This is a genomic window from Rickettsia endosymbiont of Pantilius tunicatus (genome assembly GCF_964291875.1).
In the GTDB taxonomy this organism is placed as follows: domain Bacteria; phylum Pseudomonadota; class Alphaproteobacteria; order Rickettsiales; family Rickettsiaceae; genus Rickettsia.
Map to the genome: position 1 here is coordinate 437,243 of NZ_OZ198175.1, position 26,090 is coordinate 463,332.

Genomic DNA, 26,090 nt, shown 5'->3' on the forward strand with positions numbered 1-26,090 from the left:
TTCTTTTTATAATTTTTCTAACCAAGATTTTATATGTTCAATTTCATTGGAATTTGTCAAGGAGGGAGTATGACCTGCATATTTAATTTCGTAAAGATCAAAATCTTTTGTTTTTTGCATTTTTTCTACAGTAGATTTTGTTAGAACTTGAGATTTAATGCCATGAATCAGTAATATTTTACATTTTATTTTATTCCATATAGACCATAAATCTACATCTTTCTGACTTTTGACATTTTTTATACCTTTTGTTATAGCAGGATCATAATTCATTTTATATTTTCCGCCAAATGTAGAAATAACACTATGTTTTGTTAAATAATCCCAATCTTCTTCATCTTTAAATTCCCGACTGACCATAAATAAGCTTTAAATGCTCTTTTGCACTCTCTAAATCCTCTAATATGACAGTTTTTTTAGCATAAGCTGCAATTTTGACTAAAGGAGCAGCATCGATAAACGCTCCTATATCGTTTAATATTAAACCTTTAAAAATATTTTTAAATTTACTGGCAAGAACCATACCTATAATTCCGCCCATTGAAGTACCTAGCCAAATAGGTTTTTTTATCTTTAACTTATTTAAAAATAATAATGTATCTTTAATGTAAGTAGTATAGTTATAATGGCTGGTTTTTTAAAATTTTCACTATCACCACGTCCAGGATAGCTTAGAGAAATTACTCTATAATCCTTACTTAATTCTTTAGCTATTTTTCAAAATCATGAGCATTTCTTGTTAAGCCATGAGCACATATTATTACATTTTTATTTTGAGGATCACCAAATTCTACATAAGAAATTTTATGTTCTGGTATATATTGAAGAGGAAGAAAGTTAATATATGGACCAATTTTAATTGAGCTAATTTTCATATGAATCGATTAATTTAAATCACTTAAAAATATACTGACCATTGTTGGCATATATACTACTACAAAAAGTAGTGATAAAAACACAGTAGCAGCGACCTTTTCAGGATAAATTTTTTGTAAATTTGCTATAACTATAGTATTTGCAGCTAAGGGTGCTGTAGAAAGTAACTTTAATGCATTATAATAATCATTATTATACCATTTTGTTACAAAATGATCAAACATGATAAATAGCCCCACTCCTAAGGGATAAAATAAGAATTTAGCAGCAAAAGTAGCCAGAGTAAATTTTATATCCACTTCAAATTTTTGAAGTGATGAAAGAGCAAGACCTACCATAATCATACCTAGTATAGAAAAAGAACCTTTCATATTATATATAAAATCATCTAAGAAATCAGGTAAAGTAAAACCGCAAAAACTAAATAAACAACCTAGGAAAAATGCATTCAAAATTGGCAATTTTACTACTTTCAATATACTATCAGTAGTGTTTGCAAAGCTTCGCATACAAATATAAAAGCCTACCGAGCACTCATAAATATTAACGCCTATCACTGCCATCATGTAAATACTTAGCGTATAATCATCAAAAAGTGCAGCAGCTATAGGCAACATAAAATATCCACCATTTGCTGTACCAGCAGACAAAGCTATAATATTACGTGTGTGGTCCTGCCAAAATTTACCGAAAAAATAGTAAGAAAATAATGACAACAATGTCGCAATTACAAAGGTTACAACCGTAACACTTAATGCTGAAAATGTCAAAGTTGTACTAGCAGGAATAGTAAAGAATACTATAGGCGATATAAAATAGAATAATAAAGAAGAGATACTATCTCTTTCAACATTTGAGTACTTACCTGCTAAAAATCCGATTACTACACTTAATAACACTGAAACGGTTTTAAAAAAAACTATACTAAAAATTACCATGTAATGAGCTAAAGATATAATTATTTATAATATATTAGATTTTATCTTTTTTCACTAAATTTTGTAAAGATTTTTAATATTAAGTTTTAAGAGGATTTTATTTAACTTTTAATTAAAAAATTATAAATATAATGATATTAGTAATATATAGATATCAATTTATAGAAAATAATCTTACCTCTCTAATATAATTCACTAAGGTTTTCATGTGTTTATAAAAAACTTATTGTACTTTATCATAATATTTTTATCCTTAAACTCTTACTCTAATCCCACCCCGCTTGGACTTGAGCTAAATAAAGCTACTGCTTTAGATTTAACAAAAAAATATAAAATTACTGGAAAAGAGCTTAATTATTGGCAAGGGCATAATTATTTTATCGAACCTAATGAAAAATACATATCTAAAGCTTTAGTAATATGTAATGATTTTAATATAATAGAAGCAGTAATTTTAACTATAGATAAAACCAAATTTGAAGAGTTTTATGAGATTTTAAAAGATAAATATAGTTTGGTAAATAATATAATTGAACAAAAAAGTGAAAAAATTGCTACTTTTAGCGATGATGACTGTTTAGTAATACTTGAATCGTCTGAAAATAACTTAGATATGGAGTTAGTATATGTTACAAATGGTTTCTATAAGGATTTTTTAAATAAGCTGGAGAAAGAAGAAAAATTAGAACAAATCCAAATAAAAAATTTATTGTGACATACTACCAATAAATGAAAAATTTAAATGGTGGGTGATAGTGTACGACTTGCTAACCAATACCACTAAACTACAGAATATAAATAAGCAATCGGCTCTGTCCAAATAAGTGTGTAAATTTCCCAAAGGTTATATAAAAGAAAATATAACAAAAAGAGAAATTACAATGACAGAGAAACAAAATGCTGCAATGGATCAAGCGATAGATTTATTGATCAATAATGATACAGATGTATCAACTTTATTTGCGTAGGATGATTTATTAAAAGAACTGACCAAGCGTCTTGTAGAGAGAGCTTTACAGTCTGAGATGAATAATCATTTAGGATATATAGTAAATTAAGTTGAGGTTTGAGTATAGGGATGATATATATAAAGGAAAATGCCAAGATCATATAGTCAAGATTTTAGAAAAAGAGTTATAGGATATGTAGAAAGAGGTAATAGCTGCAATAGCACTGCGATAAGATTTGAAATAGCAGCAAACACAGTAAGGAATTGGTATAAGAGATATAAGTCCGAAGGACATTATTTAGCAAGAAGAATAGGAGGCAAAAAAGGACGGGTAACAAGTCAAGATGTTGAGTTGTACGTGAGTTCTAATCCTAATTTCACATTATTAGAAATGGGTACGTATTTTAATATGAGTTCTGTGGGTGCGTATTATTGGTTAAAGCAACTAGGTTTTAGCTATAAAAAAAAGACTTTTCCTACTTGGAAGCAAGTCAAGAAAAGCGAGATAAGTACCAAGAGGTCATAAAAGATACACCAATAGAACATCTTGTATATATTGATGAAAGTGGTATTGAGATAAATATCTGCAAAGATAGAGGATGGGGCAAAAAAAGCGAAAAACTTATTGGTAAAAAAAGCGGTAAATATTACAACAGAACAAATATCATAGCTGGTTATGTTAATAAAGAGTGTATAGCACCGATGATATTTAATGGAACATGTAATAGACAATTATTTGAAAGTTGGGTTGGAGAATTTTTAATAAAAGAGCTAAAACCTGGACAAGTTGTAGTGATGGATAACGCTGCTTTCCATAAGTCTCAAAGGACCAAAGAACTAATAGAATCAGTAGGTTGTAGGATAATATTCTTACCACCTTACTCCCCTGATCTAAATCCAATAGAGAAATTTTGGGCCAATATGAAGCGATGGATTAAAGCTACAATTACTCAATTTGATCAATTATATAATGCTTTAATTCAATTCTTTAATACGCAAACTTCAACTTAATTTACCATAGCAAGTATAATCAAAGTGCTGCCCAGAATTCACGTAATGGTTATAATACAAAGAATCTAATTACAAAGAATGGTGCTGTTGAGATTGAGGTACCAAGAGATAGAAATAGTAGCTTTGAACCATCATTGGTAGCAAAGCGCCAAAGAAGACTTGATGGTTTTGATGATAAAGTACTATCTTTGTATGCTAAAGGTATGAGTTTATCAGATATAAAATTACAGCTTCAGGAGTTATATGGAGCTGATGTAAGCAAGAGTTTAATTAGCGGGATCACAGGATGATATAATAGAGGATGTTAAGCTATGGCAGAGCCGTCCATTAGATCCAGTATATGCTATAGTATTTTTTGATTGTTTAATAGTAAAAGTGCGTCAAGATAAACGTATTATCAATAAATCAGTATATGTTGCCTTAGGCGTTGATTTAGAAGGACGGAAAGATATTTTAGGATTGTGGATCAGCGAGAATGAAGGAGCTAAATTTTGGCTTGGTAATTTTACTGAGATGAAAAATAGAGGTATGCAAGACATACTGATAGCATGTAGCGATAACCTTAATGGTATGTCTGAAGCTATAGGTGCTGTTTTTCCAAAGACGGAGCATCAATTATGTATTGTACATCAAATTACAAATAGTTTAAGATATGTATCATACAAGGACCGGAAAGAGCTTGCTGGTGATTTAAAACCTATTTATACAGCTAGCACAGAAAAAGAAGCACTTTCCGCTTTAGAGGCTTTTGAATCTAAATGGAATAAACAATATCATCAAATTGCTAAATCTTGGTACGTTCACTGGGATAATTTAATGATTTTCTTAGGATATCCAGAAGAAATAAGGAAAATAATTTATACAACTAATGCTGTTTTTAAAAGCTTATATTTAGCAATGGCATCGTCAAGTTAAGTAACATAGTGTCAAAAAGAGTAATATTTTTAGATTTCAGGCAGCAAGAAGTCTTTGAGTAGCTTCATCCCAAATGGATTTAGCGGATGCAAATGCAATTCTTTGGTAAGGTGCTGTTTTAGTATATCTTCCAACATTTACGGCAAATATATTTCTAACTTTTCCCATCAGTGATAATGTACATTGTGCTGCATTAGGATGCTTAAATTTAATCAATATCTTCTCTTTTCGCCTAGTTGGTTGATGTGCATTCTCAACGCGATTATTTAATCTCTTATTAGTTCGATGTTTAGTCCTAGGACACATAAGCTTAATCAGTTTAATGTAACTCTTGAGCTTATCAGTAACAATTACTCTTGGAGCTGGGTAATTGCCCAATAATCTTAATAAAAAGCGAATAGCTGATTTCTTGTTGCGTCGCTTCTGTAGCAATACTTCTAATTCATGTCCCTCAGAGTCAACAGCCCTCCATAGTATGAATACTTCACCTTTAATCTTAATGTTCATTTTATCTAAATGCCATTTATCAGTTGGCTTCCGCTCTCTCCTTCTGATAACATCTTGAAAATAAACTGCAAATTTATTGCACCAAAATCTTACTGTCTCATGACTCAAAATAATACCTCGATATGCCATCTGTTCTTGAACATCTCGGTAGCTACTATTAAAACGATGATATAACCATACTGCATGGCTAATGATGCTTGCTGGAAAACGATGTCTCTTCGGAGCTTGAGTAATACGCATAATGGTGAAATTTAGAGATAAATGGTTACTGCTATTCTATAAATTATTCCATGCATTTGCTCAATACTTAATTTACATCTCTCTTAACTTGACGGTGCCGTTTATATTTATCGGACTTTTCCATAAAGTTTATAATGCCCTCTCGAACATTTGTTCCTATTTTCCGTTTGATGTTAGAAATATGACTTTCAATAGTTCTTGTCTCAACCTGTTTATCCTCATTTGATAAAAAATTAGCTACTCCTTTTATGTTCTTCCCATGCATAATGCATGCTATTACATCTATTTCTCTTGATGTAAATCTAATATTGTTAATTACACGTAAATGTTTTGCATATATTTCTTGCGGACACATAGCCTTTATCTTCCATAAAATCTAATTTATTTAAACTATTATATATTCTATAAGGTTAAAAGACATCGTCATATATGGATCAGTCAAAAATGCCTTCTCTCACATGATCGCTTCTCTTATCAATTACCAGTTACTACCTAACAAACCATCTATCGACTCTTCCCTTAATTCTTGACTTATTTTAATTCGCTATTCACGTTAAATTATATAATTGTCCTAATAGGATACATTTAAATAACAATCACTCGCTATAACCAATCCTGCCTAAGAGCCTGTCTTGAAAGTGGATTGATAACAACAATAATACACTAATTCATAACAAGCAGTTTAAAATCTATATAAAAAAACAGTAATTTTGCTAAAACTTGTAAATTTTTTAGACATAAAATAGTACTAAAGTAACATGTTGAAGTACTATGTAATTAGATAATTAGTCTTTCAAGACAGGCTCTAAGTCAGATCTCAGTTTACTGTTCTTTAAATAATTACTTACTTGATTCCAGTTAATTATTTGTTCTAACTTAAGTACGTTATCTTTACTTAATCTGTCTCTTCCAGCAACTGTAAATATATCCATTCTAATAATTCTTAATGATTATAATCTCTTCATTAATATCTACTTTCTTATTATTGACTACTTAATTCACTTATTTTTAGAGGTCTTTAATAGATAAATTTTTACATTAAATATCTATGTGTTTTTTATTTATGTATAATACTTACTGTTTTTTTAAGAGTTGTTAATAATTCTAATTTAAGTTTTAATCCCTGTTGGGTTAAATTCCCCGTGGCTTGCCTCGGGGATAGGCAAATTTAGTTCTGCGAATTTATTACATTCTGCCAGATTAGTAAGGTCAGGGAGTTAAATTGCACTTAAGTTACTGTAAAATAATCAGCTTTTTCCCTCCATAAATTTAAAAGTAAAGTTCCAAGAGTTATATCTCTTTATGGAGTTTAGTGTACTAATGTGGAGTTAATAGTTAATTACAGGGATCAAAAGCTGATTATTTTATAACAAACGTATTATAATTTATTATAAATGTTAATTATGCAAGGTATAAATACTAATGATTTACATAATATCATAGCTGCTATTAGCACTAAACTATATAAAGCTAATATAGCTGCTGAAATACATTACAGATTAAAATCCCCTTGTTCTGTTTTAAAGAAGATATTAAAAAAAGCTACCACTGTGAAAGAATTGAAGGACCTAATTGCTTTTAGGATTATAGTTAATAAAAAAGAAGACTGTTATAAAGTATTAGATATTATTTACAATATTTATTCTGTTGATGTAAAGAAGTTTAAAGACTATATTACTAATCCTAAGGATAATGGCTACCGTTCCTTACATGTCATAATTAATATCTATAAACGTAATATAGAAATACAAATACGTAGCAGAGAGATGCATAATACAGCAGAATTTGGTACAGCAAACCACGATGAATATAAAAAGACACAGGAAACAAGATTAAGAAAGTTACTCTCTAATGATAGGTTTAATACAGCTTATATTAATACTAACATCAATAATGCCTATAATATTTTGAGTCGATTTAATTGGACTATGTCACAACTCCTTGCATATGAGCAGATACTTGAGAATCTTTGTCATCATTTGGATTGCCGTAACGGAACATGCGAAAAGCGAAAAGTGGACTATCCATCGGATGGCTCTAGCCTCTACCTTCATGTGGAGAAACTTTAGTTTGAGAAAGTCATAGTCATCCTATAAAATTAGGAAAAAGGAAAGCATACATATCATAAATATTACATAAATACAAGATTCTAACAAGAGCTATAAAAGAAAAGGTTCGTGAAATAATAAACCTCCTGCGAAAGAGATTGGATTGAATTAAGTAAAGGAAAATAGATAATGTGAATAAAAGTTTAAATTATCTAAAGTTGAGTAAATACCCAAAAAATTTGGTACAACTAGCTGGTGTAAATTTAAAGATTTAGAGAGATAGTAGAACGGATTAGACCTGAATTTAAAAAGATTGAACTTAAGAAAAGATGTCATGGTAGAATATTACATTTACCTTTAATAGAAGATAAAGTGTTATGTGTATTAATATCAGCGAAGTGTTGAAAAAGTATTTTTGTAGTCATTTTGTTTGTATAAACCACTGTAGTTTTGATAAATAAGCGTATATAGTATAACTTTTAATTTATTTTACTATAATGTATTTAAATTACTTAAAACTTTTTCAACAGTCCCATTAAGATAATGGACGTTAATTGTTTAATTTTTGATCAAAAATATTTTTACCGATTTGAGTCCACTGATCTTGGACATTAGGATGTTGTATTAATTCTTTTTTCAAAGAAATCAAAGCCCCAAATAAGCTGTTAGATGGTAAATCATCAAGTTTAGCTTTAGCAATTAATCCTCCCATTGCTATTAAGTGGAGAGTACGCATTTTCCTTTCTTGAATTTTAAGTTTAGCCTCTTCTGTAATAATTTTTGCTTTTTTCTGTTGCAATTTTAGTCTTTGTTTTATGATATTCCCCATATGAGTATAATATTTAAATATTATTGTCACATGTCATGAATCCTCAAAAAATTAGAGCAGTCAAATCTATTTTAATTATTGATAAAAAATTCTGCAAGATTTCCTTTTGAAGCGACTAATTAACGCGAGTTTCGTATTCACAAAGGTCCTGAATAGCTGATAAATACTGGGTTATAAGGATATTGATAACACGGTCTTTGTTATAAAATTTGCTAAAAATACGTAAATTTTCAGCAAATTGTCGTTTTTTACTCCAACTATTCTTATTAAATTGCCCAAAAGCCTTAAAGAATCAGGATTATGACAAATTTATTAGCTATAATCTAGGCATCTTAATACGAAACTCGCGTTAATTAGATTTATACTACCTAAATCCTCCAATATAAGCACAAAAATAAACACAGAGTTAAAATTAAAGTAATTCCATACCTGTAACCGAACCAATCAACAAATAATGAAACAAGAGTTTAGTTATGAAGTAGAGTTAAAAAGCAGCAGAGGAAGAGGTTCAGGCCTACTCGAAAGAGTAGGCAGACGCAATATATAAACTATCGTTTATTATTTGCTTGCTGGTTCATATATTTTAGATTCAATGGATGATTTTAAGATTGCATGGTAATGTCAATGATGGATTGAATAGGATTGAGATTCATGAACCATGGCGATACAGTTTGCAAGAATAGAAATAGTTGGCAGAAGTGAAGGTAAAAATGCTTGCCTAAAAGCTGCTTATAATGCCAGGCTGATTATTAAAGATGAGAGAACTAACGTCACTTATAATTTTAGCAAAAAAGGAGATAATGTTTACCATGCAGTGTTGTTGCCTGCTCATGTAGATGAAAGATTCAAAGACCCAAGGGTTTTGATGAATGAAGTGGAGCGTACAGAAAAGTGAAAAAACAGTCAATTATTAAAAGATGTAGTTATAGCACTGCCTGATGATACGGAATTAGATTTACAAGATAGAATAGCTATTACCCATGAAATTATTGAAGAAATGGGATGGGTAAAGAATGGGCTTAGGGTGCAGGTAGATATTCATTCACCTCATGATGGTGAGAAGAATTGGCATGCTCACTTGCTTGTTACTACCAGAAGATTTACAGAAGATGGAAAATCTTTAGGAGCTAAGGCAGTAGATTTAAATCCTAAATTTGCCAAGGTAAGTGGCAAAGCGTTTATTATCCCCGAAGATAAAATTATTCATGAAAGAGCTAAAGAAGTAATCAATAAATATTTTGCTAAATTAGGTTTAGAAATCAGAGTAGACCCAATAAGTTTTAGCCCTGAGCAGCATGTTGGTCCTACTAGAATGAGAAGTATTATCAATGAAATAGCAGAGCAAAATAAAATATGTAAGTTAGCCCATATTGAAATTATCAAAGGAGCGGATGTGGTACTTGATCGTATTATTCGTCATCAAGCTATTTTTACTAAACTCGATATAGAAAAAGCAGTAAAAGAAATTCCAGAAGAAGCAGAAAAGCAAAAACTAATAAGGGAGGTATTAAATTCAGATAGGCTGGTAAAACTATATAATGAAGATGGCACGGATACTAAATACTATACTACTCAAGACATACGGGATGAAGAATTAAGGATAGTTAGAATAGCTGATAAGGTAAATAGCCAGATTCATTTTAATAATGGTATTAAGCTTAAAAGTGCTATTGATAATCTTGCAAGTGTTAATGAAGCACAAAGAGCAAGCCTGCATCACATATTAATTAATAGTCAAGGTATTAAAATCCTTCAAGGTAGAGCCGGCACCGGTAAGTCACAAGTACTTGCTGAAGGCTATAAAATTGCTACTCATCATGGGCAAAATATTATAGGACTCGCTCCTACTCATAAAGCAGCATCAGAGCTTAAAAGTAAAGGCTACCAGCAATGTCATACGGTAAAAGGGTTTTTATTTAAATTATATAATGGTAAAGCTGAGCTACCAAGAAATACTACGCTAGTAGTAGATGAAGCAGGAATGGTAGGTAATAGTGATTATTTAGAATTATTAAAAGTAGCAAGGAGTAATAATTGTAATTTGATACTGGCTGGAGATGAGAGACAACTAACTTCCGTTGAGCGAGGAGGAATGTTTGCAGTATTGGCTAGTAAATTTGGCTCGTATGAGTTGAGTAGAATTAGAAGACAAAATAAAGTATGGGCAAGAGACATGGCTTCGTGCTTTGCAAAATCAGATATTGCTGGTGGCTTGCGTTTACTTGCACAACATGATGGTTTAAAGATTGATCATACGCTAGAAGAATCAATGGCAAGATTAATTAATGATTGGAGCAACAGCAAATTTGCTCTAAATGAGCGTTTAATAATTACCATGCGTAATGTTGAAGTAGATAGTATTAATCAAGGGATCAGGGAGTTACTAAAAGCTAAAGGCTTGCTTACCGGTAAAGAGTATAGACGCTATCTACCATCTCAGCAGTATGAAGATTATATGGCAGGAGATCGTATTTTGTTTAAAAGTACTAATAAAGATTTACAAATAGAAAATGGGGAATTTGCAACGATAACTTCAGTAAGCAACGATAAGTTTGTTACTAAAACAGATAGCAGGAAAGAAATAGAATTTAATCCTCAAGATGTAAGCTTTAAACATGGCTATGCTTCTACAGTATATAAAGCACAAGGAGCCTCAATTAAAGATGTCTATGTATTACATAATTTAGCAGGAAATAGCAGAAATTCTTATGTAGCCATGACTAGACATATAGAAGAGGTAAAACTTTACTATAATAGGAAGGCTACCAGGAATATGGTCAGTTTAATATCGCAACTTAGCAAAATAGATAATAGGCTATCTAGCATTAATTTTAAAACTTTAGAAGAGTTGCTAGCAGTTCAGGAAAGCAAGAGTCCTAATATTATAGATAAAGTAGGTAATTGGTTTAAAGGGGTAGTAGAAGATATTAAGGATAGATTACACAGTAATGATAATTATTATCACTTAAGAATAAGCTCAAGACCACCTGCTAAAGTAGCAGAAATCCTAAGAAGCACTAGTACAAATCTTGCCACAAGCCATAAAGCCCAAGAAGAGCAAAAAAGCTCTTCTGATAATCTCAATAATTGTAATAAGCAAGATACAACAATGAGTGTTAAGTTACAAGAGGATATTATGGCAAAGAATAAAATAGATTATAATGCTATTAATAAACAAAAAGCACTGGAATTAAAACAAAAATTATCATTTAAAGCTGAAGAAATAGGACGAAGCTTACTTGGTAGTCCAAATAAGCATTTATCAAATAGCCAGTTACTCCGCTGGGAGAAAGATGGTAAAATAGCGATGAAGATAGGTGGCAGTAAAGCTGGTATCTGGCATGATTTTAGTATAGGAGAGGGAGGAGATTTATTTACCTTAGTACAAAGAGAAAAAAATTGTGATTTTGTAGAAGCTAAGAAATATTTACAAAATATGGTTGGTGTGTCAACAAATAGTAAAGATCTAGCAGTAAATTTAGCAGCAAACAAAAATCAACAAATTAAAACTCAAACAGAGCAAGAGGCTGAAACAGTAAAAATTAAGAGAGCTATAGGATTATATGAAAAATCAGACTCTGTAAAATATGTCATGCCAAATAATGTAGCAAAAAGATATTTATCAGAACATCGTAGAATTAAAGAAGTATTAACAAGATACCAACTAAGTAACGATCTAAAAACTAATATGATGTGGGATAGTAATAGTAAACAATATTATCCTGCATTAATTGCTTTTGCTAGAAATAAAGATGGTAATATTACCGGTGGACAATCAATTTATTTAAACAAAGAAACAAATAATAAAGCTGATATTGAGGTTAATAAACGTTCATTTGGAAAAATTAAAGGTTCTTTTGTTGAGATTAATAAAAATAACGAACAGCAGAACGTACAAAGCAGTAAAGATGGCAATAATTTAGCAAGTAATGTAACGGTTATAGCAGAAGGGGTAGAAACCGCTTTAAGCATTGCGGAAGCTGGTATTAAAGGCAAAATTCTTTGTAGTTTAGGTGTAAGTAACATCAGGAACTATGAGCCTATCAAAGGTGAGAGAATAATAATTGCTGCTGATAATGATGGTAAAGATGCAGTATCAGTTAATACTGTAATTAAAGCACAGGAAGAATTAATTAGCAAAGGAGCTATAGTATCAATAATACGACCAGCAGAAAAAGGCGATTTTAATGATATGTTAAAATCCCAAGGGGCAGAATCTATAGATAAGCTTATAGAGCCTGAAATAATAAAATTAACAGCAACTATCAAGGCAATAGAACTTAAATCATCCTTAAAAGCAAATGATAATAGCAAATCACAAATTAAGTCTATAGAATTATTATTCTCAAAATTGGCAAATAACGATAATAATGAACTAAATAATTTACAACAACAGCAAATAACAGCTTTAGCCAAGTTTGGCACAGCAGAAAATATCAATACTGCTATGCAACTCTACAGAGAAAAAGGTATAGATTCTTGTACTGCTTATAGTAACAAGATTTGCATAGCAGCAATAAAGCAGAAGATACAGAAAGATTTACAAATTATGCAGAATAAATTTGATCCTAATTATAATCTTGGTGATAAAAAATTTTCTGATATAGTAATATATGATTTTCAAGGCAAAAGCCATCTCGTTGCTGAAGATTATTTAAATGCTATAGGAAGGGATAAACAAGTAATGCAGTATATAAGTCCAAGCTCAGAAATAGCTAAAGAAATAAGAAGTGCGGTAAAGCAAGTGTCTGAGCACAAGCTTAGTCAAGGAATAAGAGTTTAGAGTGTAGTATAATAATATTTTATCAAGTTAAAAAATGTCAACAATATGAGTGAACAAGGAAACCTGCTGGGTGATCCAGATCAGGATAAGAAGAAAGCTAAGCATGATAAGATATTTCGTAAAGCACTGGAGAATCCTCTAGTTGCCCATGAATTCTTTAATGCACATTTGCCCCCAAATATTAAAAGTTTAATAGATTTTCCTAGTTTAGCAATGGAAAACACCACATTTGTAGAAAGCTCTTTAAAAGATTCTATCTCTGATGTTTTATTTTCATGCAAATTTGATAAACAAGACGGATACTTATTTTTGCTTGTCGAACATCAATCACAAGCAGATCATTTTATGGCTTTTAGGCTATTTAAATATATGATTAATATTTGTGAGCGACATTTAATACAAAATCCTAAAGCTAAGACTTTACCGTTGGTATACCCAATGATATTTTACAATAATCAGGCGAAATATAATGTTGCAAGGAATTTGTGGGATTTATTTGCCAATAACAAATTAGCAAAAGAATTATGGATTAATGATTACCAGTTAGTGAATGTCCATGAAATTCCTGATGAAGAGTTTAAACAAAGGATATGGTCAGGGATATTAGAATTTTTTCTCAAGCATATACATGAGAGGGAATTATTAAAGAGATGGCAAGAAATATCAGATATATTACCGGAATTAACAAAAATAACTATAGGCTATGATTATCTAGAAATGATATTATATTATACATTGACGAAGATAGAGCAAGCTGATAAAATAAGACTAAAGAATTTATTATCAACAAAGTTGAATCCGGAAATAGGAACAAGGCTTATGAGAAGTTTAGCAGAGCATTGGCAACAAGAAGGAAAAGAAATAGGTATTCTTGAAGGTTTACAAGTTGGTAAAGCTCAAGGTATCCAAATTGGTGAAGCTAAAGGTATCCAAATTGGAAAAGCTGAAGGAAAAGCTGAAGAAAATATCAGAGTAAAAACAGAAATAGCAAAAAAACTATTATCCCAAGGTTGCAATATTGCTTTAATCTCTAGTGTAACCGGTCTTGATGAAGCTTTTATTAGTTCTTTAGAGTAAATATATTTCTTGTAAAATTTACTCTGCTGTTTAAAAAATCATTTATAAAAAATTCTGAAATAACGGCATCGTCAAGTTAAGTAACATAGTGTCAAAAAGAGTAATATTTTTAGATTTCAGGCAGCAAGAAGTCTTTGAGTAGCTTCATCCCAAATGGATTTAGCGGATGCAAATGCAATTCTTTGGTAAGGTGCTGTTTTAGTATATCTTCCAACATTTACGGCAAATATATTTCTAACTTTTCCCATCAGTGATAATGTACATTGTGCTGCATTAGGATGCTTAAATTTAATCAATATCTTCTCTTTTCGCCTAGTTGGTTGATGTGCATTCTCAACGCGATTATTTAATCTCTTATTAGTTCGATGTTTAGTCCTAGGACACATAAGCTTAATCAGTTTAATGTAACTCTTGAGCTTATCAGTAACAATTACTCTTGGAGCTGGGTAATTGCCCAATAATCTTAATAAAAAGCGAATAGCTGATTTCTTGTTGCGTCGCTTCTGTAGCAATACTTCTAATTCATGTCCCTCAGAGTCAACAGCCCTCCATAGTATGAATACTTCACCTTTAATCTTAATGTTCATTTTATCTAAATGCCATTTATCAGTTGGCTTCCGCTCTCTCTTTCTGATAACATCTTGAAAATAAACTGCAAATTTGTTGCACCAAAATCTTACTGTCTCATGACTCAAAATAATACCTCGATATGCCATCTGTTCTTGAACATCTCGGTAGCTACTATTAAAACGATGATATAACCATACTGCATGGCTAATGATGCTTGCTGGAAAACGATGTCTCTTCGGAGCTTGAGTAATACGCATAATGGTGAAATTTAGAGATAAATGGTTACTGCTATTCTATAAATTATTCCATGCATTTGCTCAATACTTAATTTATAGTAAATTAAGTTGAGGTTTGAGTATAGGGATGATATATATAAAGGAAAATGCCAAGATCATATAGTCAAGATTTTAGAAAAAGAGTTATAGGATATGTAGAAAGAGGTAATAGCTGCAATAGCACTGCGATAAGATTTGAAATAGCAGCAAACACAGTAAGGAATTGGTATAAGAGATATAAGTCCGAAGGACATTATTTAGCAAGAAGAATAGGAGGCAAAAAAGGACGGGTAACAAGTCAAGATGTTGAGTTGTACGTGAGTTCTAATCCTAATTTCACATTATTAGAAATGGGTACGTATTTTAATATGAGTTCTGTGGGTGCGTATTATTGGTTAAAGCAACTAGGTTTTAGCTATAAAAAAAAGACTTTTCCTACTTGGAAGCAAGTCAAGAAAAGCGAGATAAGTACCAAGAGGTCATAAAAGATACACCAATAGAACATCTTGTATATATTGATGAAAGTGGTATTGAGATAAATATCTGCAAAGATAGAGGATGGGGCAAAAAAAGCGAAAAACTTATTGGTAAAAAAAGCGGTAAATATTACAACAGAACAAATATCATAGCTGGTTATGTTAATAAAGAGTGTATAGCACCGATGATATTTAATGGAACATGTAATAGACAATTATTTGAAAGTTGGGTTGGAGAATTTTTAATAAAAGAGCTAAAACCTGGACAAGTTGTAGTGATGGATAACGCTGCTTTCCATAAGTCTCAAAGGACCAAAGAACTAATAGAATCAGTAGGTTGTAGGATAATATTCTTACCACCTTACTCCCCTGATCTAAATCCAATAGAGAAATTTTGGGTCAATATGAAGCGATGGATTAAAGCTACAATTACTCAATTTGATCAATTATATAATGCTTTAATTCAATTCTTTAATACGCAAACTTCAACTTAATTTACCATACATCTCTCTTAACTTGACGGTGCCTAAAAATTTTATGCATTTTCTCTCTCTTATTAATTATGAAACCCTATATACAATATCTAAAATGATAATTCAACTATTAATTGTAATTATTTTTATATTTTATTGTTTTTTAATTACCTTTAATGAATGAAGAGTAAGTAAACGAAGTTTTATTTGGAAAATCTATGTTTCTTGACAAACTATAAGCTTTTATATATGCTACTCTAAGATTTAGCACCCGTAGCTCAATTGGATAGAGTATATGACTACGGATCATAAGGTTAGGGGTTCGACTCCTCTCGGGTGCGCCACTCTTCAGTTTTTGCTATTCGTACGAACGTGTCGAACGAGGGACGCAAGGTATAATGAAGGTTTTGAGGTTTTAGCGGCACCGTCAAGTTAAGAGAGATGTAAATTAAGTATTGAGCAAATGCATGGAATAATTTATAGAATAGCAGTAACCATTTATCTCTAAATTTCACCATTATGCGTATTACTCAAGCTCCGAAGAGACATCGTTTTCCAGCAAGCATCATTAGCCATGCAGTATGGTTATATCATCGTTTTAATAGTAGCTACCGAGATGTTCAAGAACAGATGGCATATCGAGGTATTATTTTGAGTCATGAGACAGTAAGATTTTGGTGCAACAAATTTGCAGTTTATTTTCAAGATGTTATCAGAAAGAGAGAGCGGAAGCCAACTGATAAATGGCATTTAGATAAAATGAACATTAAGATTAAAGGTGAAGTATTCATACTATGGAGGGCTGTTGACTCTGAGGGACATGAATTAGAAGTATTGCTACAGAAGCGACGCAACAAGAAATCAGCTATTCGCTTTTTATTAAGATTATTGGGCAATTACCCAGCTCCAAGAGTAATTGTTACTGATAAGCTCAAGAGTTACATTAAACTGATTAAGCTTATGTGTCCTAGGACTAAACATCGAACTAATAAGAGATTAAATAATCGCGTTGAGAATGCACATCAACCAACTAGGCGAAAAGAGAAGATATTGATTAAATTTAAGCATCCTAATGCAGCACAATGTACATTATCACTGATGGGAAAAGTTAGAAATATATTTGCCGTAAATGTTGGAAGATATACTAAAACAGCACCTTACCAAAGAATTGCATTTGCATCCGCTAAATCCATTTGGGATGAAGCTACTCAAAGACTTCTTGCTGCCTGAAATCTAAAAATATTACTCTTTTTGACACTATGTTACTTAACTTGACGATGCCTTTAAAACAGCGTATATTGCTGGCAAGGAAGCAAATAACTTAACTAGTGATGATATATATGAACATTTCAAGGCGATAGGAGCTTATTAAAGATAACATGCCATCAAAAGAGATGGATGTATTGCAAGATCAGTGGTTTAATAACAATTATGATACTTGGGATGTAAGTTACTTGAGTGATGAGGATACCACTAATTTAATAGGTGAAGATACTGAGTAAATGTACAGAGTAATATGGTCACCCTATTAGTTTTCTAGTTAATAGAAGCTATATATGAAATACTTGGTTAATTTAAAATTAAAGATGATTTTATGAATACACATACTTTTACTACAGCAGATGCTGCACAGCAAATAGATAAAAAATTAAAAGATTTAACATTCTTTGATCCTAAATACGATCCTTTGTGTAAATTACAAGACGGGTCCTTTAAAATGAATAGCCCTGAAGTGCAAAAAAGTTTTAATATTGATATAAATCGTAGTCCAAATTTTTATATCGAAACAGAACAAGGTCTCACTAACTTAACTCAAGAAATAAAACTACAATATGGAGATGAGCGCGATATAGATTACCATGATGTTTATAATGTGCTAACCAATAAATATAAATTATCCCAACAGCAATCTGAATATATTCTTGCGACCTCTTATCAGGGAAGTATTGCAGGAGGGTTAACAGGTTTTGGCACTCTAATAGCAGATTATATAGTAGACCCTATACTATATATGAATAGAAATGGTAATATGTCTAAGGTGATCATAGATAAAGATAATAACCTTTCTTATATTGGTGGGCAAAAAATAACATTTGATTGTGATAGAACTGCCTACAACGACCTTATCAAGGATAATATTCATACACAGTTTCAATCTAAAAATTATGTTGCTGCGACCATTACTGCTCAACTTGGAAAAGCAGGGGAATCGTCGTTTGACCCAAAAGTAGTGATTAGTGTGATGGGGGATGGTATGTCTGGTGATAAGATTATTGGTGAATTGCAAAAGATAGGTACAGATATTAAACCTTTAACTGCGGAACATGCGTTACAAAAATATAACGATTTTGCTAATAGCATAATGGAAGTTAATGGGCAACATAAGCTTTATCAACAAGCTATAAAAGCAGAAATAGATAACATATCATCCACAGATTTGATAGAGCCACAAGCGATAGAAAATTTAAAAAAACTAAATTTTGTACCAGAAGCATTAAGTGCAACAGTATTGAATAATGTCAATAAACAACTTAATGATAAAGGACACAATATTACCTCTGAACATAAAAAAGATATTGCCCATAATACTGCAATAATTTTAGAAAAATTTATTGATTTACCTAAAGGATATGTTTATAGATTCTCTCGAGACATAGTAAATCAGTGTATTGAATCAAGAGGATTAAATAATTCCAAGAAAAATGTGATAAAAAAAATGGTATCTTATATAAAAGATGTGTGGAATGGATATAATAAAAATTATATCAGAAATGTATTTCTTACAGATTTACAATTCAAAGCTCAAGAAATTGGCCTAAAGCTTAAATGCTCAGTACAAGACAATATAAGAAATAATGTACAAAATATACAAAAACAGCAAATAGTACATTCAAGATAAATTGAATGGTCTCATTAATATTGACATGCATGTTTTTGTTATCGAAGTAACTACACTATAAAAATATTGCTTGGAGCCTAAATTTTGTAGAGTATTTGAAATAACTTAGAGTCAGTATTACTGAAATATTTTGTGTTAAATAATAATTTGGATTAAACAAGTAATATAAATGAATAAAAGTGAAATCATAAGTTATATATCAGAGAAGCATGATTGTACTAAGGTAGAAGCAGAAAAAATTATAGATATTTTTACTTCTTCGATTACATCTGCATTAAGTGAAGGAAAAGAAATATCATTATTAGGTTTTGGTAGTTTTGGTATTATAAATGTTGCATCTAGAACTGGTCGTAATCCAAAGACAGGTAAACCGGTGATAATAGCAGCACATAAGCAGATAAAATTTAAATCTGGACAGAAATTAAAAGATGCATGTAATAACAATAAGTGTAAAGGGCATCGTCAAGTTAAGTAACATAGTGTCAAAAAGAGTAATATTTTTAGATTTCAGGCAGCAAGAAGTCTTTGAGTAGCTTCATCCCAAATGGATTTAGCGGATGCAAATGCAATTCTTTGGTAAGGTGCTGTTTTAGTATATCTTCCAACATTTACGGCAAATATATTTCTAACTTTTCCCATCAGTGATAATGTACATTGTGCTGCATTAGGATGCTTAAATTTAATCAATATCTTCTCTTTTCGCCTAGTTGGTTGATGTGCATTCTCAACGCGATTATTTAATCTCTTATTAGTTCGATGTTTAGTCCTAGGACACATAAGCTTAATCAGTTTAATGTAACTCTTGAGCTTATCAGTAACAATTACTCTTGGAGCTGGGTAATTGCCCAATAATCTTAATAAAAAGCGAATAGCTGATTTCTTGTTGCGTCGCTTCTGTAGCAATACTTCTAATTCATGTCCCTCAGAGTCAACAGCCCTCCATAGTATGAATACTTCACCTTTAATCTTAATGTTCATTTTATCTAAATGCCATTTATCAGTTGGCTTCCGCTCTCTCCTTCTGATAACATCTTGAAAATAAACTGCAAATTTATTGCACCAAAATCTTACTGTCTCATGACTCAAAATAATACCTCGATATGCCATCTGTTCTTGAACATCTCGGTAGCTACTATTAAAACGATGATATAACCATACTGCATGGCTAATGATGCTTGCTGGAAAACGATGTCTCTTCGGAGCTTGAGTAATACGCATAATGGTGAAATTTAGAGATAAATGGTTACTGCTATTCTATAAATTATTCCATGCATTTGCTCAATACTTAATTTACATCTCTCTTAACTTGACGGTGCCTGTACAAACAATAGGAGCTAAAACTCATAAAAAAGGACAGAAAACAATTTTAGAAACTTTACAGGTCTTCTTAGCTCTTGCTACTTATCTCAAAACACCAAAAGTTGCAAGACAATTACACACACATTGTTTAAATATAACTACAAATTACAAAAGATTAAATTTATATAATAACACAGTCCCATTCTCTCCTCTTACTCCACAATAACGGTAAATTGTTATTACGCAATAAATATCTTTAATACTCTTTATTATACCTAATTGAATTTACTTAACTATAGAATGCTATTCAATTTTATTGCAGTGATGCTTTAATAGTTTTCTCTTGATTGTTAAGATAATTTAATTTATTGTTAAGATGTAATTTCTCTGCTTGTTGTTTAGCTTTACCACAATATTCCAAAGCTTTGTTGAAATCGCCTTTGCTAAAATAAGCATCTGAATAAGTTATATAAAAAAGCATTTTTATCATGTAATCATATATTTGCTCAATTAAGTTATTGTATTTATTAAACTCTATTATTACTTTATCCCCTTGGTTAGTTAAAATAAGTAGTTGTCCATACAATCTAATTGATAATAAAAAACCTCTAGTTCTATTAGCTGCCTTAAATAAAATCATTGCTTCTTGAATTGATTTAATAGCATTCTCTATTTCTAGTGTATTTATATTAGTTTTATCTGTTTTTTTACTTTTCTCTAAGACAAGATTGGCTTTATTATACACTAATTTTGCCTTCAATATTTTCATATCATTGTCTTTTTCTGAATTATTTATTTTTATATTATTGTACTCATCAAATGCTTTATTTAGTTTTTCTTCAGCCTCATGATAATTACCGATTTTATAAAAATATGCTGAATATAAGGCTAGCATTTCACATTTTAACATTTCTAAGCCGTCAATTTTCTGCAAATATGCATTAACCTGATCAAGTATCTTTAGAAAATCTTTATACTTTTCTTGATAATAGTAGATTGTAGCAACCATCAAATCCATTGTTATAAGATTTTCATTATATTTATCCTGAAATTGAGTTTTAAAGTGCTGACTAGTTTCAATAATTTGTTGAAAAGAATTAGTTAGTTTAAATTCTTGCTTATTATCTATAAAAAATTGTAATAGGGATTCAAACCACCTTAAATTTAAGGTAGGATACATATTATTGTTTTTATTTAGTATCTGATTGGACTGATGACGTAAAACTGTTTGTACTAGACGATGGACGGAAATATTATTATCGTTATCATAATTGATCATGGAATATTTCCATAATAGAGCAATATGTTTATTTAATGTTAATTCTGGCGATGATAAATCAGGATGAGCAGTTTGCAGCCATGTAAGCAATAGTTTTCGAGAGATTTTGTCTGGTGCTAAGTAAGCACATACTATTAAAAGTTCAATAGCTATTGGTGGTTCATTGTTAATTCTAGTATCTCTAACAATTTCATCTAAGGTAATGTTCCAGGTTACTGCCACTGGGTAGATATAATTATTTGTCTCTTCTAAAAAAGAATTATCTGATAATAATTCTGATTCATACTTCTTGTAAAGGCCTAAATATTCTGGAATAGTAATATGTTTTTGCTTAATATAAGCACTAGCTTGTACTAGTGCTAAGGGTAAATATCCTAAAATTTCTACTAATTCCCTTATAGCATTTTCTTCTTCTAATGCCACATTTCGCTGTATTAAAGTCTTTATTGTTTTAATAGATTCTTCTTCTGTCATGACGTCAATGGGCAATATTGAAAATTTTGTTGACCAATGACGTTGACGAGTTGTTAAAATTACATGTCCCCCAGTTTCTGGTAAAAATGGTGCAATTTCACGATAGTTATTTACGTTATCATAAACTAAAAGCCATCCTGGATTATCAACTAGCCATTGTTTAACATAAGCGATAATGTTTTCTTTTGTATAGATGTTTTCTGTATATCCTAATAGCTTAGCGAATTCAATATATTTATTACACAAATCATCAATATTCTCTGCAGGAAACCAAGCTTTAAATGTATACGGATGTTTTGTGTGCGTGACATATTGCAAAGTTAATTGTGTTTTTCCAATTCCTCCAAGTCCAGTACATGCACTAATTGCCACATTACTTATTCCTTCTGGTGTATGATTCTGACGTAATTTATTGTGTAAATTATTCAATAATTTTTCTCTACCAACAAAAACGTTATCTTGTCTAGGTATATTCCAAGTAGTCAAATTCTTAGGAAATATTATTGATTCTTGTGGTTTAAGGTAAGGCATTTCTGCTTCTTGACTTTTAACCGTTGTTCTAACAGCTGGGTCAAATATTAAAAGATAAGTACTACAAATAATCAAAACCAATACATCAACTATTGGTAAATAAATATTCCTAACTTTAGCTTGAATATTTTTGTCTGTCAAATAGGCGTGAGGGGCAACTGAACTAGTCTGATTTGACATAATATTATTATATCTTTCCCTGAACTTAACAATAATATTCTCTACATTTGTATTAGAAAAAACTTTTGTGACAATTTCTAAAAAAATAAAATGATATTGTTTGGATAGAGAAAGATTAATATATTCAAAATTAGTTCGCTTAGGTAAAAATTCTAAACCTTGTTTTTCCTGTGTTGTAAGGAAAAATACTTTAGATATATCCTGATCATTAGACATAACAATAGATTGTCGTTTAGGTATATTAGTTTTATTTACAGATAAAACATAGATAGTACATTGCTTTTTATCTTCGCCATGTGTCCCCTTATGCATGAGCACTATAGGAACATTATCAGAATATTCTCGCAGTTCTATAAAAACTGTTATGCCTACAAGTTGTAAATCCCTACGTATCTTATAAATCATCCAGTTTAAATCATTGTTTCCTAGCATCTGCAAAACAATAAAAAAAGATATATTATAAGGCTTTGTTAATATTAAAATTTCCTTTAAGTTTTTTTTAAATTCTTGTTGAATTAATAAACTTAAATAGTAACTTTGTATTAGTTTATATTTATCGGACTTTTCCATAAAGTTTATAATGCCCTCTCGAACATTTGTTCCTATTTTCCGTTTGATGTTAGAAATATGACTTTCAATAGTTCTTGTCTCAACCTGTTTATCCTCATTTGATAAAAAATTAGCTACTCCTTTTATGTTCTTCCCATGCATAATGCATGCTATTACATCTATTTCTCTTGATGTAAATCTAATATTGTTAATTACACGTAAATGTTTTGCATATATTTCTTGCGGACACATAGCCTTTATCTTCCATAAAATCTAATTTATTTAAACTATTATATATTCTATAAGGTTAAAAGACATCGTCATATATGGATCAGTCAAAAATGCCTTCTCTCACATGATCGCTTCTCTTATCAATTACCAGTTACTACCTAACAAACCATCTATCGACTCTTCCCTTAATTCTTGACTTATTTTAATTCGCTATTCACGTTAAATTATATAATTGTCCTAATAGGATACATTTAAATAACAATCACTCGCTATAACCAATCCTGCCTAAGAGCCTGTCTTGAAAGTGGATTGATAACAACAATAATACACTAATTCATAACAAGCAGTTTAAAATCTATATAAAAAAACAGTAATTTTGCTAAAACTTGTAAATTTTTTAGACATAAAATAGTACTAAAGTAACATGTTGAAGTACTATGTAATTAGATAATTAGTCTTTCAAGACAGGCTCTAAGTCAGATCTCAGTTTACTGTTCTTTAAATAATTACTTACTTGATTCCAGTTAATTATTTGTTCTAACTTAAGTACGTTATCTTTACTTAATCTGTCTCTTCCAGCAACTGTAAATATATCCATTCTAATAATTCTTAATGATTATAATCTCTTCATTAATATCTACTTTCTTATTATTGACTACTTAATTCACTTATTTTTAGAGGTCTTTAATAGATAAATTTTTACATTAAATATCTATGTGTTTTTTATTTATGTATAATACTTACTGTTTTTTTAAGAGTTGTTAATAATTCTAATTTAAGTTTTAATCCCTGTTGGGTTAAATTCCCCGTGGCTTGCCTCGGGGATAGGCAAATTTAGTTCTGCGAATTTATTACATTCTGCCAGATTAGTAAGGTCAGGGAGTTAAATTGCACTTAAGTTACTGTAAAATAATCAGCTTTTTCCCTCCATAAATTTAAAAGTAAAGTTCCAAGAGTTATATCTCTTTATGGAGTTTAGTGTACTAATGTGGAGTTAATAGTTAATTACAGGGATCAAAAGCTGATTATTTTATAACAAACGTATTATAATTTATTATAAATGTTAATTATGCAAGGTATAAATACTAATGATTTACATAATATCATAGCTGCTATTAGCACTAAACTATATAAAGCTAATATAGCTGCTGAAATACATTACAGATTAAAATCCCCTTGTTCTGTTTTAAAGAAGATATTAAAAAAAGCTACCACTGTGAAAGAATTGAAGGACCTAATTGCTTTTAGGATTATAGTTAATAAAAAAGAAGACTGTTATAAAGTATTAGATATTATTTACAATATTTATTCTGTTGATGTAAAGAAGTTTAAAGACTATATTACTAATCCTAAGGATAATGGCTACCGTTCCTTACATGTCATAATTAATATCTATAAACGTAATATAGAAATACAAATACGTAGCAGAGAGATGCATAATACAGCAGAATTTGGTACAGCAAACCACGATGAATATAAAAAGACACAGGAAACAAGATTAAGAAAGTTACTCTCTAATGATAGGTTTAATACAGCTTATATTAATACTAACATCAATAATGCCTATAATATTTTGAGTCGATTTAATTGGACTATGTCACAACTCCTTGCATATGAGCAGATACTTGAGAATCTTTGTCATCATTTGGATTGCCGTAACGGAACATGCGAAAAGCGAAAAGTGGACTATCCATCGGATGGCTCTAGCCTCTACCTTCATGTGGAGAAACTTTAGTTTGAGAAAGTCATAGTCATCCTATAAAATTAGGAAAAAGGAAAGCATACATATCATAAATATTACATAAATACAAGATTCTAACAAGAGCTATAAAAGAAAAGGTTCGTGAAATAATAAACCTCCTGCGAAAGAGATTGGATTGAATTAAGTAAAGGAAAATAGATAATGTGAATAAAAGTTTAAATTATCTAAAGTTGAGTAAATACCCAAAAAATTTGGTACAACTAGCTGGTGTAAATTTAAAGATTTAGAGAGATAGTAGAACGGATTAGACCTGAATTTAAAAAGATTGAACTTAAGAAAAGATGTCATGGTAGAATATTACATTTACCTTTAATAGAAGATAAAGTGTTATGTGTATTAATATCAGCGAAGTGTTGAAAAAGTATTTTTGTAGTCATTTTGTTTGTATAAACCACTGTAGTTTTGATAAATAAGCGTATATAGTATAACTTTTAATTTATTTTACTATAATGTATTTAAATTACTTAAAACTTTTTCAACAGTCCCATTAAGATAATGGACGTTAATTGTTTAATTTTTGATCAAAAATATTTTTACCGATTTGAGTCCACTGATCTTGGACATTAGGATGTTGTATTAATTCTTTTTTCAAAGAAATCAAAGCCCCAAATAAGCTGTTAGATGGTAAATCATCAAGTTTAGCTTTAGCAATTAATCCTCCCATTGCTATTAAGTGGAGAGTACGCATTTTCCTTTCTTGAATTTTAAGTTTAGCCTCTTCTGTAATAATTTTTGCTTTTTTCTGTTGCAATTTTAGTCTTTGTTTTATGATATTCCCCATATGAGTATAATATTTAAATATTATTGTCACATGTCATGAATCCTCAAAAAATTAGAGCAGTCAAATCTATTTTAATTATTGATAAAAAATTCTGCAAGATTTCCTTTTGAAGCGACTAATTAACGCGAGTTTCGTATT

23 protein-coding genes, 1 tRNA gene and 2 pseudogenes are annotated in these 26,090 nt (G+C 30.5%); 17 read left to right on the forward strand and 9 right to left on the reverse strand.

Features of this window, described 5'->3' with window-relative positions; genetic code table 11:
- Positions 1–6: 6 nt before the first annotated feature.
- Together ACICQC_RS02615 and ACICQC_RS02620 are read right to left on the reverse strand one after the other, a co-directional pair.
- Positions 7–875: pseudogene (locus tag ACICQC_RS02615) on the reverse strand (alpha/beta fold hydrolase).
- Positions 876–884: 9 nt separating this feature from the next.
- Positions 885–1,814, reverse strand: a complete 930-nt coding sequence (locus ACICQC_RS02620) for an AEC family transporter (protein WP_395477290.1) — start codon at positions 1,812–1,814, stop codon at positions 885–887.
- Positions 1,815–2,022: 208 nt separating this feature from the next.
- Here ACICQC_RS02620 and ACICQC_RS02625 point away from each other — a divergent pair, with 208 nt between their 5' ends.
- The 6 genes from ACICQC_RS02625 to ACICQC_RS02650 all read left to right on the forward strand — a co-directional run bounded on the left by ACICQC_RS02625 (position 2,023) and on the right by ACICQC_RS02650 (position 4,689).
- On the forward strand, positions 2,023–2,529 hold the full coding sequence (locus ACICQC_RS02625; protein WP_395477291.1) for a hypothetical protein: 507 nt from the start codon (positions 2,023–2,025) through the stop codon (positions 2,527–2,529).
- 109 nt (positions 2,530–2,638) lie between these two features.
- Positions 2,639–2,782, forward strand: coding sequence for a hypothetical protein (locus ACICQC_RS02630; RefSeq protein WP_395476501.1), 144 nt, complete (start codon positions 2,639–2,641; stop codon positions 2,780–2,782).
- A 129-nt stretch (positions 2,783–2,911) separates the two neighbouring features.
- The gene (locus tag ACICQC_RS02635) at positions 2,912–3,289 is read left to right on the forward strand and encodes an IS630 transposase-related protein (protein WP_395476240.1); all 378 of its coding nucleotides are present in this window, start codon (positions 2,912–2,914) and stop codon (positions 3,287–3,289) included.
- Positions 3,244–3,774, forward strand: coding sequence for an IS630 family transposase (locus ACICQC_RS02640; RefSeq protein ID WP_395476342.1), 531 nt, complete (start codon positions 3,244–3,246; stop codon positions 3,772–3,774). Before ACICQC_RS02635 ends, ACICQC_RS02640 begins: the two co-directional genes overlap by 46 nt.
- A gap of 68 nt (positions 3,775–3,842) precedes the next feature.
- A complete protein-coding gene (locus ACICQC_RS02645) occupies positions 3,843–4,064 on the forward strand; it encodes a transposase (RefSeq protein ID WP_395477624.1) in 222 nt (73 codons plus the stop codon).
- Between the two features lie 4 nt (positions 4,065–4,068).
- A complete protein-coding gene (locus tag ACICQC_RS02650; protein WP_395477625.1) occupies positions 4,069–4,689 on the forward strand; it encodes an IS256 family transposase in 621 nt (206 codons plus the stop codon).
- A 36-nt stretch (positions 4,690–4,725) separates the two neighbouring features.
- Here the strand turns inward: ACICQC_RS02650 and ACICQC_RS02655 are convergent, their stop codons facing one another.
- Both ACICQC_RS02655 and ACICQC_RS02660 read right to left on the reverse strand, forming a co-directional pair.
- Positions 4,726–5,436: an IS6 family transposase gene (locus ACICQC_RS02655; RefSeq protein ID WP_395476422.1), complete on the reverse strand. Its 711-nt coding sequence runs from the start codon at positions 5,434–5,436 to the stop codon at positions 4,726–4,728.
- Positions 5,437–5,503: 67 nt separating this feature from the next.
- On the reverse strand, positions 5,504–5,791 hold the full coding sequence (locus tag ACICQC_RS02660; protein WP_395477292.1) for a helix-turn-helix transcriptional regulator: 288 nt from the start codon (positions 5,789–5,791) through the stop codon (positions 5,504–5,506).
- Between the two features lie 1,048 nt (positions 5,792–6,839).
- Here ACICQC_RS02660 and ACICQC_RS02665 point away from each other — a divergent pair.
- Complete coding sequence (locus ACICQC_RS02665) at positions 6,840–7,505, forward strand: bifunctional (p)ppGpp synthetase/guanosine-3',5'-bis(diphosphate) 3'-pyrophosphohydrolase (RefSeq protein ID WP_395477293.1); 666 nt, start codon at positions 6,840–6,842, stop codon at positions 7,503–7,505.
- Between the two features lie 529 nt (positions 7,506–8,034).
- On the opposite strand, the gene ACICQC_RS02670 is transcribed toward ACICQC_RS02665, so the two are convergent.
- Positions 8,035–8,313 carry a conjugal transfer protein TraD gene (locus ACICQC_RS02670; protein ID WP_395477626.1) on the reverse strand — a complete coding sequence of 93 codons (279 nt, stop codon included), beginning with the start codon at positions 8,311–8,313 and terminating at the stop codon, positions 8,035–8,037.
- Between the two features lie 658 nt (positions 8,314–8,971).
- Here ACICQC_RS02670 and ACICQC_RS02675 point away from each other — a divergent pair.
- Positions 8,972–13,096, forward strand: a pseudogene (locus ACICQC_RS02675) (AAA family ATPase).
- 45 nt (positions 13,097–13,141) lie between these two features.
- The gene (locus ACICQC_RS02680; RefSeq protein ID WP_395477294.1) at positions 13,142–14,173 is read left to right on the forward strand and encodes an Rpn family recombination-promoting nuclease/putative transposase; all 1,032 of its coding nucleotides are present in this window, start codon (positions 13,142–13,144) and stop codon (positions 14,171–14,173) included.
- A gap of 116 nt (positions 14,174–14,289) precedes the next feature.
- Here the strand turns inward: ACICQC_RS02680 and ACICQC_RS02685 are convergent, their stop codons facing one another.
- On the reverse strand, positions 14,290–15,000 hold the full coding sequence (locus tag ACICQC_RS02685; protein WP_395476494.1) for an IS6 family transposase: 711 nt from the start codon (positions 14,998–15,000) through the stop codon (positions 14,290–14,292).
- A 125-nt stretch (positions 15,001–15,125) separates the two neighbouring features.
- On the opposite strand from ACICQC_RS02685, the gene ACICQC_RS02690 reads away from it, so the two are divergent.
- From ACICQC_RS02690 to ACICQC_RS02720, 7 genes are all read left to right on the forward strand, one after another.
- Positions 15,126–15,503 carry an IS630 transposase-related protein gene (locus ACICQC_RS02690; RefSeq protein WP_395476240.1) on the forward strand — a complete coding sequence of 126 codons (378 nt, stop codon included), beginning with the start codon at positions 15,126–15,128 and terminating at the stop codon, positions 15,501–15,503.
- Positions 15,458–15,988 carry an IS630 family transposase gene (locus ACICQC_RS02695; RefSeq protein ID WP_395476458.1) on the forward strand — a complete coding sequence of 177 codons (531 nt, stop codon included), beginning with the start codon at positions 15,458–15,460 and terminating at the stop codon, positions 15,986–15,988. The genes ACICQC_RS02690 and ACICQC_RS02695 overlap by 46 nt, the downstream gene beginning before the upstream one ends.
- Positions 15,989–16,234: 246 nt before the next feature.
- Positions 16,235–16,311, forward strand: a tRNA-Arg gene (locus ACICQC_RS02700).
- Between the two features lie 175 nt (positions 16,312–16,486).
- Positions 16,487–17,197: an IS6 family transposase gene (locus ACICQC_RS02705; protein ID WP_395476494.1), complete on the forward strand. Its 711-nt coding sequence runs from the start codon at positions 16,487–16,489 to the stop codon at positions 17,195–17,197.
- A gap of 149 nt (positions 17,198–17,346) precedes the next feature.
- Positions 17,347–17,469, forward strand: coding sequence for a hypothetical protein (locus ACICQC_RS02710; RefSeq protein ID WP_395477295.1), 123 nt, complete (start codon positions 17,347–17,349; stop codon positions 17,467–17,469).
- Positions 17,470–17,561: 92 nt separating this feature from the next.
- Positions 17,562–18,866, forward strand: coding sequence for a hypothetical protein (locus tag ACICQC_RS02715; RefSeq protein ID WP_395477296.1), 1,305 nt, complete (start codon positions 17,562–17,564; stop codon positions 18,864–18,866).
- Positions 18,867–19,035: 169 nt separating this feature from the next.
- Positions 19,036–19,341 carry an HU family DNA-binding protein gene (locus tag ACICQC_RS02720; protein ID WP_395477297.1) on the forward strand — a complete coding sequence of 102 codons (306 nt, stop codon included), beginning with the start codon at positions 19,036–19,038 and terminating at the stop codon, positions 19,339–19,341.
- Positions 19,342–19,373: 32 nt separating this feature from the next.
- On the opposite strand, the gene ACICQC_RS02725 is transcribed toward ACICQC_RS02720, so the two are convergent.
- Together ACICQC_RS02725 and ACICQC_RS02730 are read right to left on the reverse strand one after the other, a co-directional pair.
- The gene (locus ACICQC_RS02725; protein ID WP_395476422.1) at positions 19,374–20,084 is read right to left on the reverse strand and encodes an IS6 family transposase; all 711 of its coding nucleotides are present in this window, start codon (positions 20,082–20,084) and stop codon (positions 19,374–19,376) included.
- Positions 20,085–20,478: 394 nt separating this feature from the next.
- Complete coding sequence (locus ACICQC_RS02730; RefSeq protein ID WP_395477298.1) at positions 20,479–23,430, reverse strand: NB-ARC domain-containing protein; 2,952 nt, start codon at positions 23,428–23,430, stop codon at positions 20,479–20,481.
- 1,048 nt (positions 23,431–24,478) lie between these two features.
- Between ACICQC_RS02730 and ACICQC_RS02735 the strand changes: the two genes are divergently transcribed.
- A complete protein-coding gene (locus tag ACICQC_RS02735) occupies positions 24,479–25,144 on the forward strand; it encodes a bifunctional (p)ppGpp synthetase/guanosine-3',5'-bis(diphosphate) 3'-pyrophosphohydrolase (RefSeq protein ID WP_395477293.1) in 666 nt (221 codons plus the stop codon).
- 529 nt (positions 25,145–25,673) lie between these two features.
- On the opposite strand, the gene ACICQC_RS02740 is transcribed toward ACICQC_RS02735, so the two are convergent.
- Positions 25,674–25,952 (reverse strand): conjugal transfer protein TraD, encoded by a 279-nt coding sequence (locus ACICQC_RS02740; protein ID WP_395477626.1) that lies wholly within the window; start codon positions 25,950–25,952, stop codon positions 25,674–25,676.
- Between the last annotated feature and the right edge of the window lie 138 nt (positions 25,953–26,090).

Excerpts from the sequence above, each read along its gene's own strand:
- ACICQC_RS02620 (WP_395477290.1), bottom strand. The coding sequence starts at position 1,814 with ATGGTAATTTTTAGTATAGTTTTTTTTAAAACCGTTTCAGTGTTATTA.
- ACICQC_RS02635 (WP_395476240.1), top strand. The coding sequence starts at position 2,912 with ATGCCAAGATCATATAGTCAAGATTTTAGAAAAAGAGTTATAGGATAT.
- ACICQC_RS02655 (WP_395476422.1), bottom strand. The coding sequence starts at position 5,436 with ATGCGTATTACTCAAGCTCCGAAGAGACATCGTTTTCCAGCAAGCATC.
- ACICQC_RS02660 (WP_395477292.1), bottom strand. The coding sequence starts at position 5,791 with ATGTGTCCGCAAGAAATATATGCAAAACATTTACGTGTAATTAACAAT.
- ACICQC_RS02665 (WP_395477293.1), top strand. The coding sequence starts at position 6,840 with ATGCAAGGTATAAATACTAATGATTTACATAATATCATAGCTGCTATT.
- ACICQC_RS02670 (WP_395477626.1), bottom strand. The coding sequence starts at position 8,313 with ATGGGGAATATCATAAAACAAAGACTAAAATTGCAACAGAAAAAAGCA.
- ACICQC_RS02680 (WP_395477294.1), top strand. The coding sequence starts at position 13,142 with ATGAGTGAACAAGGAAACCTGCTGGGTGATCCAGATCAGGATAAGAAG.
- ACICQC_RS02685 (WP_395476494.1), bottom strand. The coding sequence starts at position 15,000 with ATGCGTATTACTCAAGCTCCGAAGAGACATCGTTTTCCAGCAAGCATC.
- ACICQC_RS02690 (WP_395476240.1), top strand. The coding sequence starts at position 15,126 with ATGCCAAGATCATATAGTCAAGATTTTAGAAAAAGAGTTATAGGATAT.
- ACICQC_RS02705 (WP_395476494.1), top strand. The coding sequence starts at position 16,487 with ATGCGTATTACTCAAGCTCCGAAGAGACATCGTTTTCCAGCAAGCATC.
- ACICQC_RS02710 (WP_395477295.1), top strand. The coding sequence starts at position 17,347 with ATGCCATCAAAAGAGATGGATGTATTGCAAGATCAGTGGTTTAATAAC.
- ACICQC_RS02715 (WP_395477296.1), top strand. The coding sequence starts at position 17,562 with ATGAATACACATACTTTTACTACAGCAGATGCTGCACAGCAAATAGAT.
- ACICQC_RS02720 (WP_395477297.1), top strand. The coding sequence starts at position 19,036 with ATGAATAAAAGTGAAATCATAAGTTATATATCAGAGAAGCATGATTGT.
- ACICQC_RS02725 (WP_395476422.1), bottom strand. The coding sequence starts at position 20,084 with ATGCGTATTACTCAAGCTCCGAAGAGACATCGTTTTCCAGCAAGCATC.
- ACICQC_RS02730 (WP_395477298.1), bottom strand. The coding sequence starts at position 23,430 with ATGTGTCCGCAAGAAATATATGCAAAACATTTACGTGTAATTAACAAT.
- ACICQC_RS02735 (WP_395477293.1), top strand. The coding sequence starts at position 24,479 with ATGCAAGGTATAAATACTAATGATTTACATAATATCATAGCTGCTATT.
- ACICQC_RS02740 (WP_395477626.1), bottom strand. The coding sequence starts at position 25,952 with ATGGGGAATATCATAAAACAAAGACTAAAATTGCAACAGAAAAAAGCA.